This is a genomic window from Agrobacterium sp. A3-95, from assembly GCF_053521785.1.
This window is the reverse complement of the sequence record NZ_JBNWDR010000011.1, coordinates 120,626-137,642: the sequence shown is the minus strand read 5'-3', so window position 1 is coordinate 137,642 and position 17,017 is coordinate 120,626. Positions and strand designations below refer to the sequence as shown.

The 17,017-nt window shown below is 55.0% G+C and carries 11 protein-coding genes; 7 read left to right on the top strand and 4 right to left on the bottom strand.

Annotation, left to right across the window (positions count from 1 at the left end; all coding sequences use genetic code 11):
• Positions 1-511: 511 nt before the first annotated feature.
• The 4 genes from ACQZ5Y_RS24315 to ACQZ5Y_RS24300 all read left to right on the top strand — a co-directional run bounded on the left by ACQZ5Y_RS24315 (position 512) and on the right by ACQZ5Y_RS24300 (position 5,649).
• Entirely contained in the window at positions 512-1,651 is a 1,140-nt protein-coding gene (locus tag ACQZ5Y_RS24315; RefSeq protein WP_121557817.1) for an RHE_PE00001 family protein, read from the top strand.
• Positions 1,652-1,826: 175 nt separating this feature from the next.
• Positions 1,827-2,012, top strand: coding sequence for a hypothetical protein (locus ACQZ5Y_RS24310; protein WP_236763147.1), 186 nt, complete (start codon positions 1,827-1,829; stop codon positions 2,010-2,012).
• Positions 2,013-2,057: 45 nt separating this feature from the next.
• On the top strand, positions 2,058-4,931 hold the full coding sequence (locus tag ACQZ5Y_RS24305) for an HsdM family class I SAM-dependent methyltransferase (protein WP_121557818.1): 2,874 nt from the start codon (positions 2,058-2,060) through the stop codon (positions 4,929-4,931).
• A gap of 1 nt (position 4,932) precedes the next feature.
• The gene (locus ACQZ5Y_RS24300) at positions 4,933-5,649 is read left to right on the top strand and encodes a hypothetical protein (protein WP_121557819.1); all 717 of its coding nucleotides are present in this window, start codon (positions 4,933-4,935) and stop codon (positions 5,647-5,649) included.
• Between the two features lie 89 nt (positions 5,650-5,738).
• On the opposite strand, the gene ACQZ5Y_RS24295 is transcribed toward ACQZ5Y_RS24300, so the two are convergent.
• From ACQZ5Y_RS24295 to ACQZ5Y_RS24285, 3 genes are all read right to left on the bottom strand, one after another.
• Complete coding sequence (locus tag ACQZ5Y_RS24295; protein ID WP_121557820.1) at positions 5,739-6,620, bottom strand: hypothetical protein; 882 nt, start codon at positions 6,618-6,620, stop codon at positions 5,739-5,741.
• Positions 6,617-7,894 (bottom strand): AAA family ATPase, encoded by a 1,278-nt coding sequence (locus tag ACQZ5Y_RS24290; RefSeq protein WP_121557821.1) that lies wholly within the window; start codon positions 7,892-7,894, stop codon positions 6,617-6,619. Before ACQZ5Y_RS24290 ends, ACQZ5Y_RS24295 begins: the two co-directional genes overlap by 4 nt.
• A 238-nt stretch (positions 7,895-8,132) precedes the next feature.
• Positions 8,133-10,268 carry a helix-turn-helix domain-containing protein gene (locus ACQZ5Y_RS24285; RefSeq protein ID WP_121557822.1) on the bottom strand — a complete coding sequence of 712 codons (2,136 nt, stop codon included), beginning with the start codon at positions 10,266-10,268 and terminating at the stop codon, positions 8,133-8,135.
• Positions 10,269-10,635: 367 nt separating this feature from the next.
• On the opposite strand from ACQZ5Y_RS24285, the gene ACQZ5Y_RS24280 reads away from it, so the two are divergent.
• Entirely contained in the window at positions 10,636-12,612 is a 1,977-nt protein-coding gene (locus ACQZ5Y_RS24280) for an ATP-binding protein (RefSeq protein WP_121557823.1), read from the top strand.
• Positions 12,613-13,253: 641 nt separating this feature from the next.
• Here ACQZ5Y_RS24280 and ACQZ5Y_RS24275 read toward each other — a convergent pair.
• Positions 13,254-14,354 carry an FAD-dependent monooxygenase gene (locus ACQZ5Y_RS24275; RefSeq protein WP_336510368.1) on the bottom strand — a complete coding sequence of 367 codons (1,101 nt, stop codon included), beginning with the start codon at positions 14,352-14,354 and terminating at the stop codon, positions 13,254-13,256.
• Here ACQZ5Y_RS24275 and ACQZ5Y_RS24270 point away from each other — a divergent pair.
• Together ACQZ5Y_RS24270 and ACQZ5Y_RS24265 are read left to right on the top strand one after the other, a co-directional pair.
• The gene (locus ACQZ5Y_RS24270; RefSeq protein ID WP_419459263.1) at positions 14,269-15,156 is read left to right on the top strand and encodes a LysR family transcriptional regulator; all 888 of its coding nucleotides are present in this window, start codon (positions 14,269-14,271) and stop codon (positions 15,154-15,156) included. The genes ACQZ5Y_RS24275 and ACQZ5Y_RS24270 overlap by 86 nt on opposite strands.
• Before the next feature lie 355 nt (positions 15,157-15,511).
• Positions 15,512-16,837 (top strand): MFS transporter, encoded by a 1,326-nt coding sequence (locus ACQZ5Y_RS24265; RefSeq protein ID WP_162995339.1) that lies wholly within the window; start codon positions 15,512-15,514, stop codon positions 16,835-16,837.
• Positions 16,838-17,017 lie beyond the last annotated feature (180 nt).

Genomic DNA, 17,017 nt, shown 5'->3' with positions numbered 1-17,017 from the left:
CGCGTTTTTCAGGTGCTTTGTACAGATAAGGAATGCGCAAGAAAACGAACAGTTGCAAGCGTGTTTTATAACCACAATGCAGCCCCGTCAGACTCGAAATGCGATGGCGAACGAGTGTGTGGTCATACACAACGTGAAACGCGCTCTGGCGGCAATCAGCGGCGGAAATGCCGGAAAGTAAGGCGTTCGGGGGAGGGGAGGTGTGACAAGCGACGACCGTGGGAGAGATTACTTGGGCCGCCCGCTTCAGCTCGAGAGGGAAGAGCGCTCAACGCGACTCCAACAGCCGCAGTTATTCCGCCGATCCCCGCTCAAATCTGCCCAAAAAGCCGGGAAACCAAGCGTTTCCGCTCATCTAGGCCGACCGACACGCATGGTTCGCGCGGCTTAGCAATCAACCATCGATAAACGATGGTTATCGATGGTTAGAAGCCCAACTTGTAGTCATACTATGTAGCGAACTGCAATATTTATATAGAGTTCGTTTAGGAAATCGTTTACCATAAAATCAATGGCTTACGATCTCGCAAAAATCAGCATGACAGCCCTGATGCGTCCGGCTTTCGACGCCGGCATCGCGCTCACCCGTCTCGACGAGCGCATCGCCCGCTCGCCGGTCGGAAACGGCTGGATCGAACGTCAAAACTTCGGCGACGCCTGTTCCTCGCTGTGGATCGACGGCGAACTCGTCCATCTCGAAGACCTCGTCCTCCACGACGCCACGCGAGACATCCGCACCCCGACCCACGAACTCACCATCGCCCGCGACGTGCTGCGTACCCGCCGGCGCATTGCGGCGCAGTCGCCGGATTGGACCTTGTCCGCAGAGGGTATCCAAGGTTTGCGACAGACGTCGGACATCAATCCGATCGGTCCTGAGGCTGCGGTGTCGGCCGGTGTCATCTGGCCCGCGGTCATGACGGATGAGGAAGGTGACGAGGAAGACAGCGACGAAGCCGAAGGGCTTCCTGGCGTCGACTATGATGCTATCGATGCGGTGCTGGCCCGATCGGAGGCGGCGATCGAGGGCGCCACACGGCCCGGCCGCGCCGCGGGCAACCGTGCTGCCGAAAAGGACCCGCTGGTCTATGATCTTGACTGGGATGAAGACGCGCGGCTCGACGAATGGCGCGGCGTGCTGCGCCAAGCCGAACAACTGCCCGCGGTGCTGCAGGCAATCATCGCCCTCGATGCCTGGAACGAGCTGTTGGTGCTGCAGCACGCCCCATGGCTCGGGCGGCTGCTGGCGGCATCAATCCTGCGAGAAGCCGGCATCACCACCGGCGCTCATCTCGCGGCTATCAATCTCGGCCTCAAAACCATTCCCGTCGATCGGCGCCGACATCGCGACCGGGAAACCCGGCTGCTGGCAATCGGTCATGGTCTAATCGCCGCTGCGGAAATAGGGATGAAAGAGGATGACCGGCTGACGCTGGCGAAAACGATGTTCGAGCGAAAACTGGCGGGGCGGCGGGCCTCGTCAAAGCTGCCGGAACTGGTCGAGCTGGCGATGGCGAAGCCGTTGGTGTCGGCCGGGATGGTGGCGAAGGCGCTCGAGGTCACGCCGCAGGCGGCGCGGCGGATCGTGGCGGAGCTGGGCTTGCGGGAGATGACGGGGAGGGGGAGGTTTCGAGCGTGGGGAATCGTTTAAAGGCCCTATCGAGGCGCTTTTGTCCCGTGATCTAAACATGACGACGGTTCATGCAATAAAGAAATCTTTAATTCATGCTTTCCATAATTCAATAAATCCCGCTTGTCGGAAAGCTGGAAATCATTATACAGATCGAATCTGATAACTGCGCGAACATTTGCATGAGGTGTCAAAATTGGCTCAGGCAGACAAAGATAAAGTTCGCGACGTGGCTGACGCGGATAGCAAGTCTCTCAATTTCAAAGTAAGCGACGATTTCAAGCGGGAGTTCAAGGGCTTCGCCGTTGCTCATGGAATAACGATGACGGACCTTCTGAAAGAAGGGTTCGAACTGGTCAAGATGAGGCACGAAGGTGCTTGATCTTCTCCGCCAAACACTGCGCGGCGATGCACTTACGGTGCGGTCATGACTCCGGTCGCTGACACAGCCGCTGCAAAGTCGGCCGAGTGGCTTTTTGCTATCGGTGAAAATGACACTCTCCCTCCCGTTGATGGGTTGGTCGCTGTCAGAGACTTTGACGCGACGATTCACTTGCCAGAGGTCGTCGCAGTAATCGAGCGTGCTCGCAGCTACGGTGCTCGGGCCGTGTTCTTCGAAGCTCAGCGAAACGGCCGTCCTCCTATCGCTCAAGCATTGATATTCGACGCAAAAGATCATCCTGACGAAAAGCAATTCGCCGAGCTCCATAAACGTCTTTGGAGCTGGGGGGGCGTTCCGCTGCTGTATCGGGTTGGACCTGGAGTGATCCAGCTGTTCAGGTGCGCGCATGCGCCGGACTTCTTAGGGCCTGGCGATGTCCCTGTTTGCAATCCTATCCGAACGCTCCAGCTGGGTGCCGAAATCACCGCAGCGGAAATCTGGTGGGATGCGAAACGAATTCGCAACGGCGCCATTTGGGACGATCCTGAAGCTTGCGAGTTAATGCTCTCGGCGACAAAGTCAGCACATCGCAAGCTGGTGGCTGGAGTGCGTGCGCTGGCTGGTCAGCTTACAGATAGCCATCTCCTCGATGCGCAACTGCGCCGTCGGCTCCTTATCCTAACCTTGTTGATCGCATATTTGGAGGAACGGTCGGTCTTGCTTCCCGATGATTTCGGGAAAGTGCTTCCTGGGGCAGAGCATTTCTTTCAGGTGCTGGCTGAGGCGCCGGCCTTGATAAGGCTCCTGGAGATGCTGGAGGCGCGGTTTAACGGACATGTCTTCCGGCTGCAGGACGAGGAACGCGTTGCGCTGCAGAGCAGCGTGGATCTGTCTCGTTATGCGAAGCTTGTGCAAGGATACGAGGATGAGAACGGGCAAGCTAATTTTTGGCGGCTCTATTCGTTTCGGGACCTGCCCGTAGAGCTCATAAGCAATATCTATCAGCTTTTTGTCAAAGACGCCGCGAGTTCTATATACACCCCACCTGCACTCGTTCGGCTTATGCTCGAAGAGGCGCTTAGCTGGGATCGGTTGGATGAGCTCATGGCGAGCGACGGCGTGTTGCTTGATCCGGCATGTGGCTCAGGTGTGTTTCTTGTCGAAGCATATAAGAGGCTTGTGCTTCATTGGCGGTCGCGCCACGGTTGGGAAAAGCCAGACGTAGGTACACTCCGACAATTGTTGCTTCGTATACACGGTATCGATTTGGAAGATGGCGCGGTCGAGCTGGCTGCGTTCAGCCTATGCCTGAGTTTATGCGATGCGCTTGACCCCGAGGAGATCCGAGCAAGCATCAAGCTTTTTCCGCAATTGAACGGTGTGTCATTGCATGGAAGCTGTTTCTTCGAGGCCCAAGAGAAAGGTCTTCTCAGAGACAACGTCGCCGTAATTGTTGGCAACCCTCCATTCGAGTCTTCTTTAACCACTGATGGTGCGAAGCGCGCGTACAAGCGATATAGTGAACGCTACGGCGCTCTAGCTGACAACCAGCTTGCCTACCTTTTCCTGCATGAGGCGATGGTCTCTTTGCGGCCCGGCGGCATCTTGGCGATGATTGAGCCGGCAGGATTTCTTTACAATCAGAACGTTTCTCCGTTCCGAAAACGCTTTTTCGGGAATTGGCGTGTACGCGAAATTCTGGATTTCGTATCGGTTCGAGGACTGTTCAAAAAAGGAGAGGCGGATCCGAAGATCGTTGTGGTTTTAGCTGAAGCTCAGGAGGCGGCGCCCGATGGCAAGCTGCTGCATGCTGTGTTTCGCCGTAACGGCAGAGCCACTGCTGAACAGGGCTTTGATATTGATTACTACGATCTTCATTGGCTTAGGAATGCGGACGTTGGTGCATCTGGCGATGTCTGGCGCGCAAACCTCCTGGGCGGAAGTCGCGTTAGAGTCCTGATTGAACGACTGCGGAAGTTCCCCACGCTGCGCGACTATGCAGTTGAACGTGGATGGGACTTTGGTGAAGGATATATCGCTGGTCTGAAGGGGATCTCAAGGCCTGCCGATCACTTGGTTGGAAAACCCCTCCTGCCGACGGAAGCCCTCTCGGAGGACGGTATTGACATTGAGGCAATTGTCACTGTTCCCGATCGGCCGATCAAGGATACCAAAACCACACGAAGATTTACGCCGCCTTACCTATTGATCAAAGAAAACGACGACCTTCATCACGGGCTTTGGGAAGGTCATTACCTTGCGTACAAGCATCGTATCGTCGGCTTTGCTTCCGGCCGAAACGACTTGCCCCAGCTGAGGGAGGTCGAGTCGTGGCTGCAAAAAGAGCGTGTCGTGTTGAAAGCTTACGTTGCAGGGGTGAGTGCAAGCCTGTTTGTCCAGCGAGCTACGGCGATTTTGAGCGCTGATATACTGTCTCTCCCCTATCCCACAGATCACGACCTTGATCTGAGCGAAAATGAGCGGATCCTCGCCGAGGATATCGTTGAGTTTCAGCGGGATTTCATTCGTCGCGGGACAGACGCAGCCTTGATGCGTAGGGCTCCGGAGCAAGCCCTCGTTTCTTTCGATGAGATTTTGGCAGGGCAAATAAATGCCGTTTACCGTCGAAATCCATTGCGGTCGTTGCAAAGCTATCATTGGGCGGGAGCTATCTGCAAAGCGTACGCATTCGGCGGTGGTGCAGTCGATTGGTCAGGCGCGGAAGAGCTTCATCTGAAGCTGGATGAGTTATTGCATGAGCGCCGACAGTCCGGGCTTACGATTGCGAGGGTGATGAGGCTTTATGATCGCAACTTCGTATTCCTTTTGAAGCCAGACCGTCACCGGTTTTGGACACGTTCTGTAGCGTTGCGCGACGCTGACGATATGCTCGCCGATCTAAGGGCTCAAGGTTTCTGATATGTTGGCCGAAAACGGGGAGTATTCAAGCCAAGCCGGTGCCCTTAATGCCGATGTTCAGTTTACTGGCGAGTGGCTTTCATCTCTTCTTGAGTTCATTGCTACCGCATTACCCGCCTGGCGAGATGATCCTGTGCGGGAAGCCGTTCATGGTGAAACTCGATTGACGGCGCAGCTGTGCGCAAGACTGAACAGCCTGACCCGTCACGCCCCGGGCTGGGATATTCTCCAGTTCCGCCGTGAAGAGCCAGACGACACTGATGCAAGACGGGCGGTTGATCTGGTCGCCGCGCCACGGGGTCAGATCATCTGGTTAGCTGGGCGCGAGTACAACGAATACCAGACACTCCTTCCGATTGAGTGCAAGCGGCTGCCCACTCCACCAGGCGCCGATCGGGATGAACGCGAGTACCTGATCAGTCAGTACACTTCCACCGGCGGAGTTCAACGCTTCAAGGCGGGTAACCACGGTGCGGCTCACTCACGAGCGGCAATGATCGGCTTCATTCAAAACCTGAATGTCGAGCATTGGGTACAGCAAATCGATGCGTGGGTAGATGCGATCGTCGCCGAGCCAACGATCGGATGGTCTTCGGATGACAAGCTCGCCTTGATTCGTAATCAAGTGTCCGATCGTGTGGCTGCGCTGCAATCGAACCATACTCGTCAATCGGGTCTCCACCCTATTCGGATTGACCACCTTTGGATCGAAATGTGATCAGACCTTCCTTCTAGAAAAAGGAAGGTTTCCGTACTGGAGAAGCGGCCCAAAAAAGCTATGTGCGCTGTAGAAGAGATTACGATTTTCTACTGATCTTGAGGCAGCGTCCCCAGCGCTGATGCATAATATGACTTGCAAGAACTTAGAAGTTTGCGTGCGAAGGGTCGGTCAGATTGCCATTGTGCAAAAAATGAACGCATACATGCTGCATGCGGAGCTTCAGCCGATTTAGCGCGCGCTACGATCGCTTCGTCTGCTGGATCGCCATCACCGCGGTCAAGATTCAGCAATGAGTTGCCCAACAGGATAATGTGGGCCGCCCGTTCGCGATGAAGCTGTTCCCGCCGATTGAGGTCAAAAAAGTCGATAATGATTTTACCGCGTCGATGTTTGTACCCAGACTTTCGTCTCGGCACTGCAACCGTACCTATGAAGGTCAGGATGTCCTCCGGGTCATCATCCTCGTCGCCGATCGGATAGCATAAGAAGGCTTTCTCGGTTTTGAGCGACCCTGGTGCCGTGGCGCGCGCTCCCTCTATAGGGAAGTAGTTCGACTTCAGGCGAGAATTGCAGACTTTGCAGGAAGCGGCATAGTTTGTGAGGTCATACGCTAGCCAATAGTATCCACTAGGGCTCGCAGCACCGGTCGTAAAGGTGTAAGTAAGAGTGTGCGTCCCCGCGATTGGCCAAGCTTCAACCGACGATTTGGGGCGGAAATGTTCGAGGTCGAACTCGATCTTCCCGTGAAGCTCGTTTTCGAATTGCCGCTCGCAGAACACGCACTTGTTCTTTTGCAGATTCATGAATGCAGGCTTGACCGTGCTCCAGATCGATTGCGAGCTCTCTTCGTCGTATTTGCAGGCGTTGATAAATCTAGCGGTACGCGTCTCGGCCTTCGCGCGCCAACGTTTGTCTAGGGCATCGACGGCATCCGACAATTCTTCAGGACTAGACGTGTAGCGTATCATTCCTGTCGCGTTGCCCTATGCTTGCGTCGTCTAGCTGGCTCGACCGAGCCTGACGCTTCTTTATTGGGGGACGTCAAACGGTTTAGGAAGTCGAGCGCCGCTTCCTTGTCGCCTAGGGCCGCGCTGCGAAATAGTGCGTCCGCCTCCACCTCAAATTGCTGCGGCCTTGTGGTCGCAAGCCCGAAGTAAGAGCTAAGCAGGACTTGTTCCGCACTTTGCCCGAAGACGCGTTCTTCAATCTGTTTGATCGTGGCCAAGCCTGCATCGTCGACGTCTGTCACGAAAACATTTTCTTTTCGAGCCGTGCTCGCGACGAGAGGGCTATGAGTCGTACAGATAAATTGAATGCGCGGGAACGCTCCGGCTAGGGCAGGCAAAACGGTCCGCTGCCACTCTGGATGTAGATGCAGATCAATCTCGTCGATAAGCACGATGCCGTCTACGTCACCTATGCGCTTATCGTCGCGGCAAACATCTGCAAGATGCCCGATCAAGTCGCCGGCCATGCCTAAGAATGCTTTGTAACCGTCTGACAAAGAAGTGAAAGGTGTGCGCTGGCCCTCAAATGCAAACAGAAACTGCGCCTCATCCTCGTCATATTCACCATTGAAGCGGACATTATTAGGTAATACCGCATTTATAATGTCGATTGCTTCTGCTTGACGTCGGTCATCAAGTCGAGGAAACCAAGAGTGCATTGGGCGGAGCGCCAGATGATCTTCAAACAGCCCGGCCACGCGGCCATACCTCAAGCCACGTGATCGGCGAGCACTGCTTTCAAAATAGTCGCCGGTTTCGACGCGTCGTGTAGCTCCATACCCAGCAACGAAGAAGGCTGGAGACGAGTCATCATACAACAGTTCTGTCAATGGATTTGTCGGAGTGCTATCCAGATGCAACCGATCGCGGCTTTGTTTCTCCCGGTACTCGAACCGAGCCAGCATCTCTAGCTCAGTCCGACCTAACTTCTTGGGGTCGCCGTCTTTTTGTTCAAGGTTGTGAAGCACGCCATCCACTTTGAGCAAGCTTTTCTTTGCACCTGGGCGGCGAACGACACGATGAGCAACGTAACCAGACTCCATCAGGATGGGCGCTAGCACGGCGATAGCGACCGCTCGCAGAACGGATGACTTACCGCCTCCATTATCGCCCAGGATCAAGTTCACATTCGAAATAGGTGATGTGCCAGCTCCACGCCGCCCGGGATACTGGAACGCAAGAACGGCTTTTCCAAAACATCGAAAATCGTAAGCGGACAACCGTTTGGCATACATCTGTAAGAACCCTCAAATCACGAATATCCTAGTTCAAGAACAACCCTGCCGCCAAGCAACAAGTAACCAGGACGAGGAAAAGCTAAAGGGGGCGGATTAGAAGTTACATAACCCCCATGTACGGTAAGGGACAGAAGCCTTCGTCAACCAGCGGGCCTCCGCACCCGGCCACGGTGGGCCGGGATTTCTAAGTCAATCCAGCACCGAGGCCAGACGGGCCCGTCGTCGCTTCTAGTCTCTAGGCATCATGGTTTTCCGTGACTAACGCTTGGCCTGCGGCTTGACGAAGTGGCAGCACGAATGTTTTCGACCAAGCCTTTGCAATCCGCCGATCGAGCTTTTCGCGTAGATCGTCGCGATCCTCGAACCACGACTGCAAAAGAGCCGCGACATGTTCACGGTAGCTTCCTTGTCCGCGGCCGTAAGGATCCTCACAGGCATCCCACAGTTTCTTATCACTGCTCAGGGCACCTCGGTAGACAGCCACTGCATGATGTCGGGCAGCGTCGACGAAATCCTTTTCCCACTGATTGGCATTTTCCAGAAGTTCGGCGAGAAACCCGTGTGTGCTTTCGAGCTCTGGGTCTGCTGTCCTTGATGCAATAACCTCGGCAAGGCCATCGAGTACCTTTCTTGAGCGCAGCTTAGCCCCAGCAGCTGCGCCGTCCCCCAGACGATGAAACACATTAAAATTCCAGAAGTCACCAGCACGGGTCGTTGCTGCCCACACAGTGCGAGCGTGCAATGTTCTCACTGCCATTAAGAGCCGCTCGTGCGCCGGACGGACAGGGGTCTTGAGGTCAGCATGACGATCAGCAAATCGGATCAGGTCTTGGTTTACGAACTCAAGAGCCGCCAGAGCCTGTTGCTGCTCGAGGTTATCAAACATCTGCTCGATAGCTGCTATTGTCGCCTTGCCTGCATCAATCTGACTGCGCCTCACAGCTGAAACCCGGTCCATGATGAAATCGGTGAGAAGCGCGGGATCATCTTGACCCGCATCATAAACGAAAGATTTGACACCCGTCAGGCCAATCTTGTGCAATGCGTTTTCGATCTGCCCTAGTTTGATATCGTATCCTTCTTCGACATCTTCAGCCGCATCACCCGAGTCATGGCGCATCGAGAGCGCGTCGCCTGGTCGCGCGAGAGCAACGACCGCCGTCCGTGCGAATAGTGTAGGGTCAGCGTCGGTTTCCCGCACGTGCTGAAGTAGGTCCTGCGATGTCGGATCCGGTGCACTCCCCCACTTGGAACAAAGAAGGGTGATTGCTCGAGGGTTCTTCATGTGGCCGATAATGTCGGAGCGAATAGCAGTGCCGTCAACGCCTCTGGTGTCAATCAGCGCAATAGAAAGACGTTGATCGGGAACGAGGGGGAACGGAACAGTCACTGTGATTTTGCTTGGAAGTGTAAAATCATCGTGTCGCCCATTGTTGATCGCCGTGAAAGTGGACTTCAGCCACTGTCTCGCTTCTTTCGGGTCCGGGCCATCGAACTCAATCTCGCGACGGCTTCGCCGCCAAAGGCTTAGCCGGCTCGCGAATTCGGCGGTAAACTCGTCCAGATCGTTAAACTGAGCGGAAAGCTCAGCAGCTGGATCCGCGACCGGCGGCTGGCCTTTCTTCGCAGCCTTCGGCCGCGGCAATTCTGCCATGTTCCGTACCGCACGCTCCATCTCTTCAGAGGGTTTGAATTCTGCCGCACCCGATGTGGAATCACCCTCCGCTTTATAGCGAAGCCCTCGGCAGATTTCCGCGACGAGCTTGTAAACCTCTTCGTCTGGAACAGGGTCTACTGACATCGAATACCGATCGCCCGTCTGAACGCGAACGTCGCAAAGCGTCGTTCGCCCGCCGCCCGTGTCAAGAAGCAAGCCTTTCAAATCACTGGCAAACTGGGGGTCAATTACGAGTTTTGCCTGCCGGCACGCCGCCGTCGTCTTTCCGGCTCCGATTTCGCCTACATAGACAATCTCATGATTGAGCTCGAATAAGTAATTGCCGACATCTTCGAGGCGCATCCGGAGCAGCTCCGCTTGCCCGGCCAGAACTTTAGGCACTTCCCCATCAACGAGAAATGTCTTGAGGCGGTCGAGAGCCTTCTCAATCTCCATTAGAGTGTCGATATCAGGATGATGAATGGAAGGTTTCATTAGATTCTTCCAATCGAATTGCAGTCGTTCAGCAAGCTTGGCAGCCTCATCGCTTCCGACCGCTTGGAGATATAGGATCGCGTCTTCGATCTGCCCCTCGCCCGCTTCCAGTCGAGAGATCCTGGTTTGGTTGCCACTGACGGCGATCGCTATGTCCTTTTGAGTTTTGCCGGATGCGTCACGTAACTGCGCAAGAAGTCCGCCAATTTCCTTATTCATAAGTGCGCTCCTGAAATTCAATCTAATATGAATATATTCAATAACCGTAGAATACGTCAAGCCCCCCCCTGAGACACCGGGTGACGTCCGCGCGTCTGTCAAGGCGTCGAAGCTCTAATCCGAGACGTGAAAATGCTGCGGAATCGACAGATGTCCCGGCCCCCGCGCAGCCTCCAGCAAGCCTATACCGACTGCTTTGCTTCGAAATTTTAGCGTTCAAGCGTCATTGCGTTCGACACGCGCTGCCGTTCAGTGGCGCTTTTTCACTGTCTCGGTGCCGAACTCGTGACGATTTGGTTGTGCTCAACCCAAGAGATATCTTGGCAATGCTCACCACATTTGATTTGTATTCGTGGGGGATAGGCCAATGACCGAAGAAATGACATTTCAGGCGAACCTAGTCCGAAGGGTACAGAATTACGCCCTTGGATCTTCGACGCCTTCGAACTCGCTCCTGCCATTGTGGGAGGCTATTTATAATTCGCTGCACGCCATTCAGGATCGCTACGGCGAGAAATGGCCGGACCACGGTGCGATCGACATTTCTCTTATCGATCCCGAATCCGACAATCCCTCCATTGAGATACGGGATAACGGGATTGGCTTAAACAAGGATAATTTCACGTCGTTCATGACATACGATAGCGGGCACAAGGTTATGCGGGGCGGTAAAGGCCTTGGTCGGCTATCCTGGTTAAAAGTGTTTGCTGAAGCACACGTGGTCAGCATCTTCGAGCAGGAAGGAAAACTGTTCCAGCGCTCCTTTACGTTGGTTCTAAATAACGATGTGCCCCTGTCGGGTTACAGCCTCGTTGAAACCAAAGGTTTGGATCCCGGGACGACAGTGGTGCTTCGGCGTATGAAGTCTGCATATGCTAAGCATTTTCCCACAAAATTTGACACGACAGTCCGCAAAGTCGTCGCTCATTTTCTTCCCTATCTGATTTCCTCCGCTCGCCCGAAGATTACAATTGAAGGCGCAAGCGAGTCGATAGAACTTGGCGCCTATCTGAAGGAAAAGGAGCTGGCCCTGAACGCCATTCCCTTGGTTATAAATAACGAAATTTCCCTGAGACTCGACCACAACCTACTCGAAAAGTCGGTCGTTGAAGGGAAAGCTGCACACAAGATTTATCTGGCTGCACATGGACGCGTTGTCGCAGAATTCGATATCGGTCTTGCACTGGGCCTCGTCACCTACATCGATCGGGAGCAGGTTTCCTACGCCTACGCTGGTGTATTATCGGGGCAAATTCTAGATGATTCAGTTAATTCTGAGCGAACGGCATTCGACCTGGATGCGGAGTTGCTCGAAATTATCAAACGAAAAACTTTCGACGCCATTCGGATCGTACTGTCTGCTTCTATAGAGCGGGTGATCCAGAAGCAGGCCGATATTACGAAGTCTGTGATCAAGAAATATCCGCGGTATGCCTACCTGGTCGATGATCCCAAGGACTTCGTCGTGTCGAGTGTGCCACGTAATTTCCGCACGGCTGAACAGATTTACCAGCAACTCGCGATCATGGATTACCGCGACAACCGGGATATCGAGCGCAAAGTCGAAGTGCTTTCCAAGACTGAGCCAAAAGAAGAGGACCCTGTAGAAACCGGCGTGGCAGAGCTGTTGGGTCGGCTTACCGAACACGAATTTTCCGTGCTAGCTGATTACACTGTCCGGCGCAAAATCGTCCTCGATCTATTGGAAAAGCGCCTTCAGTACAAAACAGACGGAACAATGAAGCACCATTCTGAAGAGGCGCTGCACAGCTTCATCGTGCCGATGCGTGTTACTAACAAAGACGTCCATGTCGACAAGCACAACCTTTGGATCGTGGATGATAAGCTCACGTATTACGAATACTGGGCGTCGGACAAAGCTCTCAAGAAGGTCGTCAGCGAGCACACTTCTTCAGACCGCCCGGATGTGCTGTTGTTCGCGGGAAGGTCGGCCTACCACCGTCCGGGGACCGATCAGCCGGTGGTTATCGTGGAATTTAAGAAACCAGTACGCAACGAATACGACGAGGAGGAAAACCCATTTGTCCAAATTTACAGCTACATCGAAGATCTTCAAAACGGGAGGATACTCGATAAGGACGGGGGACAGATACAGGAAGTGACGGCCGATACGCCGTTCTTTTGCTATATCATCGCTGACTTCACCCCAAATATGCGCAAGTGGCTCAGGCTTGCGCAGATCAATGTGCCTTTGCCTGGCGGCGGTGGTTTCTATGGATACAACGCGGATTACCGCGCGTTTGTGCAGGCGCTGAGCTATAAGTACGTGCTTAAGGATGCACGGCTTCGGAACGAAGCTTTTTTCAAGCAGCTAAAGATTTAGGCCTTTTCAACATGCGAGGGCGTGCCGGTAGGCGACCATGTGGTTAACCGCATGCGCGCTCCGACTTAGCTAAACAACGTAGAATTCCGTCCTACTGTGACCCGTGAACGACCGCCTAGATGTAAGCTTGCGATACTGTTATGATTTCATCGGACTGGCAGCCGACTCCCTCAGATCAATCTTTCGGCGAGCGAAAAGCTTTCGCCCGCCGCTGAGCAATATCATCGTGTTAGGTCTGCTCAACTAACGGGGTCGAAGGTCCCGATCCCTTCAAGAGCAAGGCGCGAACATTAAGCTGCATTCCTTCGGTGTCACCAGGCGTGAGCTGACGCGACCGCCCATAGCGTTTGGCGAACGCATCTGCGATGCCGCCTATGCAGTGATAGGGCCTAGCTTGGAGGTGCCTTCTAGTGTTCCAAACTGGGTGTGACAAGGCGAACGACGCGCTGATCCCGAGAAGGGACTAAACCAGCTGGATCGAGATCCTCACGAAAGACCGAGAACCGCTCATCGTAGCAGCCACCAGCAACCCTGCGGACAGTTGCTTTATGCTAACCCTACAAACCCAGACGGTCAGAAAGTATCTCATGAATGATGCTAGCGGCCGCAGATAAATGCGACCGCCTGAGTTAGATTGCCATTCACAAGCGATACAGACTATCGACGCCGTCCGCTGGCACCCTCTCAGTGCGGTGTACCATCGGCAAACCTTGCGACCATCCTGCCGCCATAGCCTGCGCATCACGCAATGGATCGGACGCCTTGGCACGCTCATTTCGAATACGGCAGGCTTCGGGGTCTTTTGCAAAAAGGCCGCGTGCGAACATTCTGCCCTGTTCCGCCAACTTTGCGTTCTTAGGTGCGCGAACCGTGGTGAAGCGCAAAAATGCTTCATCAAGGCAACCGTCCGACGCATTCAGGCAAGTAGCCAGATGCCAGGCGTCTTCCAACGCCTGGCAGGCGCCTTGGCCGGAGGTCGGGAGCGGCGCGTGCGCCGCATCTCCAACGAGCAGAACATTTGCTCGGCTCCATGTGTGCAGTGGCTCCAGATCATGAACGGCAATGAGCTGGATGGAGTGCGCTGGCGTGGCGTTGATTAGGCGGGCGACAGGCCCTGGCCATGCTGCAAATAGATCCATAAGCTCTTTGTGCATGTCCGCTGCGGGCGTCGCTTCTGGCAACGGCCGCGCCTGAGCTGCCGCCCAGTAAACCAAATCTTTCCGAACCGCGACGCAGCCGAAACGATCGCCAGAACCCCAATAGTCCTGAATCTCGACGTCGCTCAACAAGTCACCGTTCCATTGTGCGACTCCGATCCAGTTCACAAAGCCTTGATAGGTTGGCGTATTTGTTCCTGCGACGAACCTGCGCGCCACGGAGTCCATGCGACCGTCTGCGCCGATAAGTAGATCAGGGCGGATACTCTTGCCGTTCTCGAACCGAGCCACGGCCTTGCCGCTGGCGTCCAGGTCAATCGCTATCGCTCGATGCCCGAACTCCACCTGGATGCCAGCTCGTGCGACATGGTGCAGCAGTACCGCCTGCAAGTCGCGACGCAGGATCGTATGGGTTGGATACCCCATGATCTCGTCCAGCAGCTTGATGTCCAGGCCTCCCAGGGAATTACCAGCCTGGTCCTTTTCCGGCGCGGCGCGCCTGCTGGCACTTCCCTCGTCGAACGTCAGCCGCCACGTCGCGTCGCTGGAGCGTCGGCTAGGGGTTCGCTTGCTGGAACGCAGCACGCGTCATCTGCGCATGACGGAAGCCGGGAGGCTGCTTTATGAGCGCGCCAAACCGGTACTCGACGCCTTGCTCTCCACGGAGGAGGAACTCGCCGCAGTACAGCGCGAGTTGAAGGGCCCTCTAAGGATATGCATGCCAAATGAAGCGCCAAGGCTATTAGGTCCCATCCTCGCCGAATTCTGCAGTCTCCATCCCGGCATTGAATTGGAATGCGACACGCGTCTGACCGGTTTGGAAGTCCTGCGGGAAGACCTCGATCTCTCCATCGTTTTCCACCGGGGGCGTCAAGATGATAGTGCGTTTATCACCCGCGAACTCGCAACATTGCCCAGCATTGTGGTCGCGGCGCCCTCTCTACTGGCCCAAACCGGGGTGCCGCGCCAGGTGCGCGAACTCAAGTCCTTACCTTGCATCACCACATTGAGCGCACTGAAAGGCCAGCCTTGGCAGTTTGTCGACACTGCGGGAGATATCGTAAAGGTGCCTGTGCGTAGCCGTTATCGCGTCAACAGCGGGGAACTTGCGGTGGCTGGCGCACGTCGGGGCCTTGGCTTCGCAATTGGCGCGGCCTACCCATGTCAGGAAGATCTTGCCGCAGGCCGATTGCAAGAAGTACAACTGGATTTGCGCCCTGCGCCACTGCAATTGCTTGGCGCCTACAGCCATCGTAATTCGGTCACTGCTCGGGTTCGGGCATTGCTAGAGTTCATTCAAACGCGGCTGCGAGAGGTGGAGGGCATTTTCAGAGTGAGTGCTGACTCAGGTAGCTTTCTCACGGCCGTGCACCTTTCAGCCCGTTAAGATCGTCGGGCAGGTACGCTAGCCCTTAAGGCCATACGGGCACGGTCGAAGCGTCTAGGCAGCAGCATGGGCCTACGATTGGGTCTCCAAGATGCGCCACGCTAAGAACAACCTGCCAACTCGGGCGAAGTCGGGTGGCGTTCTTTCCTTAAAAATTCCTGCCGTTGCGTTGTTACCAACGTCACCTAAACAAGCGTGTTCACCGTCAATGTAATGCACTCCCCTTGCAACTCGTCATATATCATGCATGATGCGTGACTGGTTTTGGAGGAAACAGCCACATGATTTCATTTGCGTGCGACCGTGAGGAGCCGTGGTGGCTGCGGATTTGGGAGTGAAAATGACAAGTACTAGTATGGATCAGATCGACTGCGAGGAGCACGGCGCCAGCACTGCAACATCGCGCCGAAGCACATTGTCCGGATTTTTGGGGACAGCGCTGGAGTATTACGACTTCGTGATCTACGGGCTGGCTGCTGCAACGGTCTTCAACACGTTGTTCTTTCCGGCAGCAAATCCAACCCTTGGACTACTGGCGAGCTTCGCCACTTATGCTGTAGGCTTCGCCGTGCGACCTGTCGGGGGACTGCTCCTTGGGGCGATGGGCGATCGTCTGGGCCGAAAGTATATCCTGGTCGTCACCATCGTTCTTATGGGGGTTTCTACCTTTGCCATCGGTTTGCTGCCAACCTACGCCCAAATCGGTGTCTGGGCGCCCATCCTCTTGCTTGCTTTGCGAATGCTGCAGGGCTTTGGCGCAGGTGCGGAGCTTGCAAGTGCATCGACGTTGCTCGTGGAAAGCGCGCCCACGGATAAACGTGGGTTTATCGGCTCGATCCTGTGCATCGGGACAAACACCGGTACTCTTATCGCCTCTGCCGTATGGCTTCTTGTAACCCTCCTGCCGACCGAGCAATTGTTGAGCTGGGGGTGGCGTCTTCCATTCCTTGCCAGCTTCCTTGTGGCGATGTGGGGCCTTTGGATGCGGCGCGGCGTAGAGGAAAGTCCGACATTTGTGGAGGTTTCTGCCAAGCAGGAGCGAAAGACAATCCGTGAGATCTATCGCGGTGTGTTTGGGAGCGGAAGAAAGGCTTTCGCGACATGCTTCGGGCTTCGGCTCGGCGAGGGTGGTACATCCGTCGTCTATCAGGTGTTCCTCGTCGGATACATCGGCACCTTGTCCAACAGTAGCAAATCGATCGGCACAATGGCGCTTATTGTCGCGTCAGTATTTGCTTATCTCAGCATTCCCGTGGTCGGGAAACTAATCGACATTTACGGACGCAAGCCGGTATACATCGCCTTGTCTGGTTTCCAGACACTCTTTGCCATTCCCGGCGTCTACATGATCAGCACCGGAAGTACACCGCTCATTATGATCGCCTTCGTTCTTGCGTTCGGCACGTGTGTTCTTGGTATGTACGCGATCGAATCTGCATGGATGGCAGAAATGTTCGGCTCTCGCCATCGTCTGGCAGGAATTACCGCGTCAAAGGAAATTGGTGGCCTGCTCGGCGCCGGCATCGCGCCGTTCATATGTGCGGCTCTGGTGTCCTATTTCAATACCTGGTGGCCAATCGCTTTCTACATCATGCTCCTTGCCGCGATTTCTCTGATATCGGCTTGCTTGGCGCCGGAGACGAGAACACGCGATCTTATCGACGAACGCGACGCCTTGTAATTGGCGTCTGCCATTCACTGGAGTTTTGCACCCGGTCCTTGATCCGATCGGGTGCGATTGCGTTATTAATGTCGGCTCCCCGCAGTCGTTTACCGCACGTTGCGCGGAAGCCACGCGAACAACCCGTGGCATCGTAAAATCCGTTTTATTTCTCAGTCAACGTGGACCAACGAAGTGTCG

Coding starts and splice junctions, on each gene's coding strand:
- ACQZ5Y_RS24285 (WP_121557822.1), bottom strand. CDS start 10,268: ATGAATAAGGAAATTGGCGGACTTCTTGCGCAGTTACGTGACGCATCC.
- ACQZ5Y_RS24305 (WP_121557818.1), top strand. CDS start 2,058: ATGACTCCGGTCGCTGACACAGCCGCTGCAAAGTCGGCCGAGTGGCTT.
- ACQZ5Y_RS24295 (WP_121557820.1), bottom strand. CDS start 6,620: ATGATACGCTACACGTCTAGTCCTGAAGAATTGTCGGATGCCGTCGAT.
- ACQZ5Y_RS24280 (WP_121557823.1), top strand. CDS start 10,636: ATGACCGAAGAAATGACATTTCAGGCGAACCTAGTCCGAAGGGTACAG.
- ACQZ5Y_RS24315 (WP_121557817.1), top strand. CDS start 512: ATGGCTTACGATCTCGCAAAAATCAGCATGACAGCCCTGATGCGTCCG.
- ACQZ5Y_RS24290 (WP_121557821.1), bottom strand. CDS start 7,894: ATGTATGCCAAACGGTTGTCCGCTTACGATTTTCGATGTTTTGGAAAA.
- ACQZ5Y_RS24265 (WP_162995339.1), top strand. CDS start 15,512: ATGGATCAGATCGACTGCGAGGAGCACGGCGCCAGCACTGCAACATCG.
- ACQZ5Y_RS24300 (WP_121557819.1), top strand. CDS start 4,933: ATGTTGGCCGAAAACGGGGAGTATTCAAGCCAAGCCGGTGCCCTTAAT.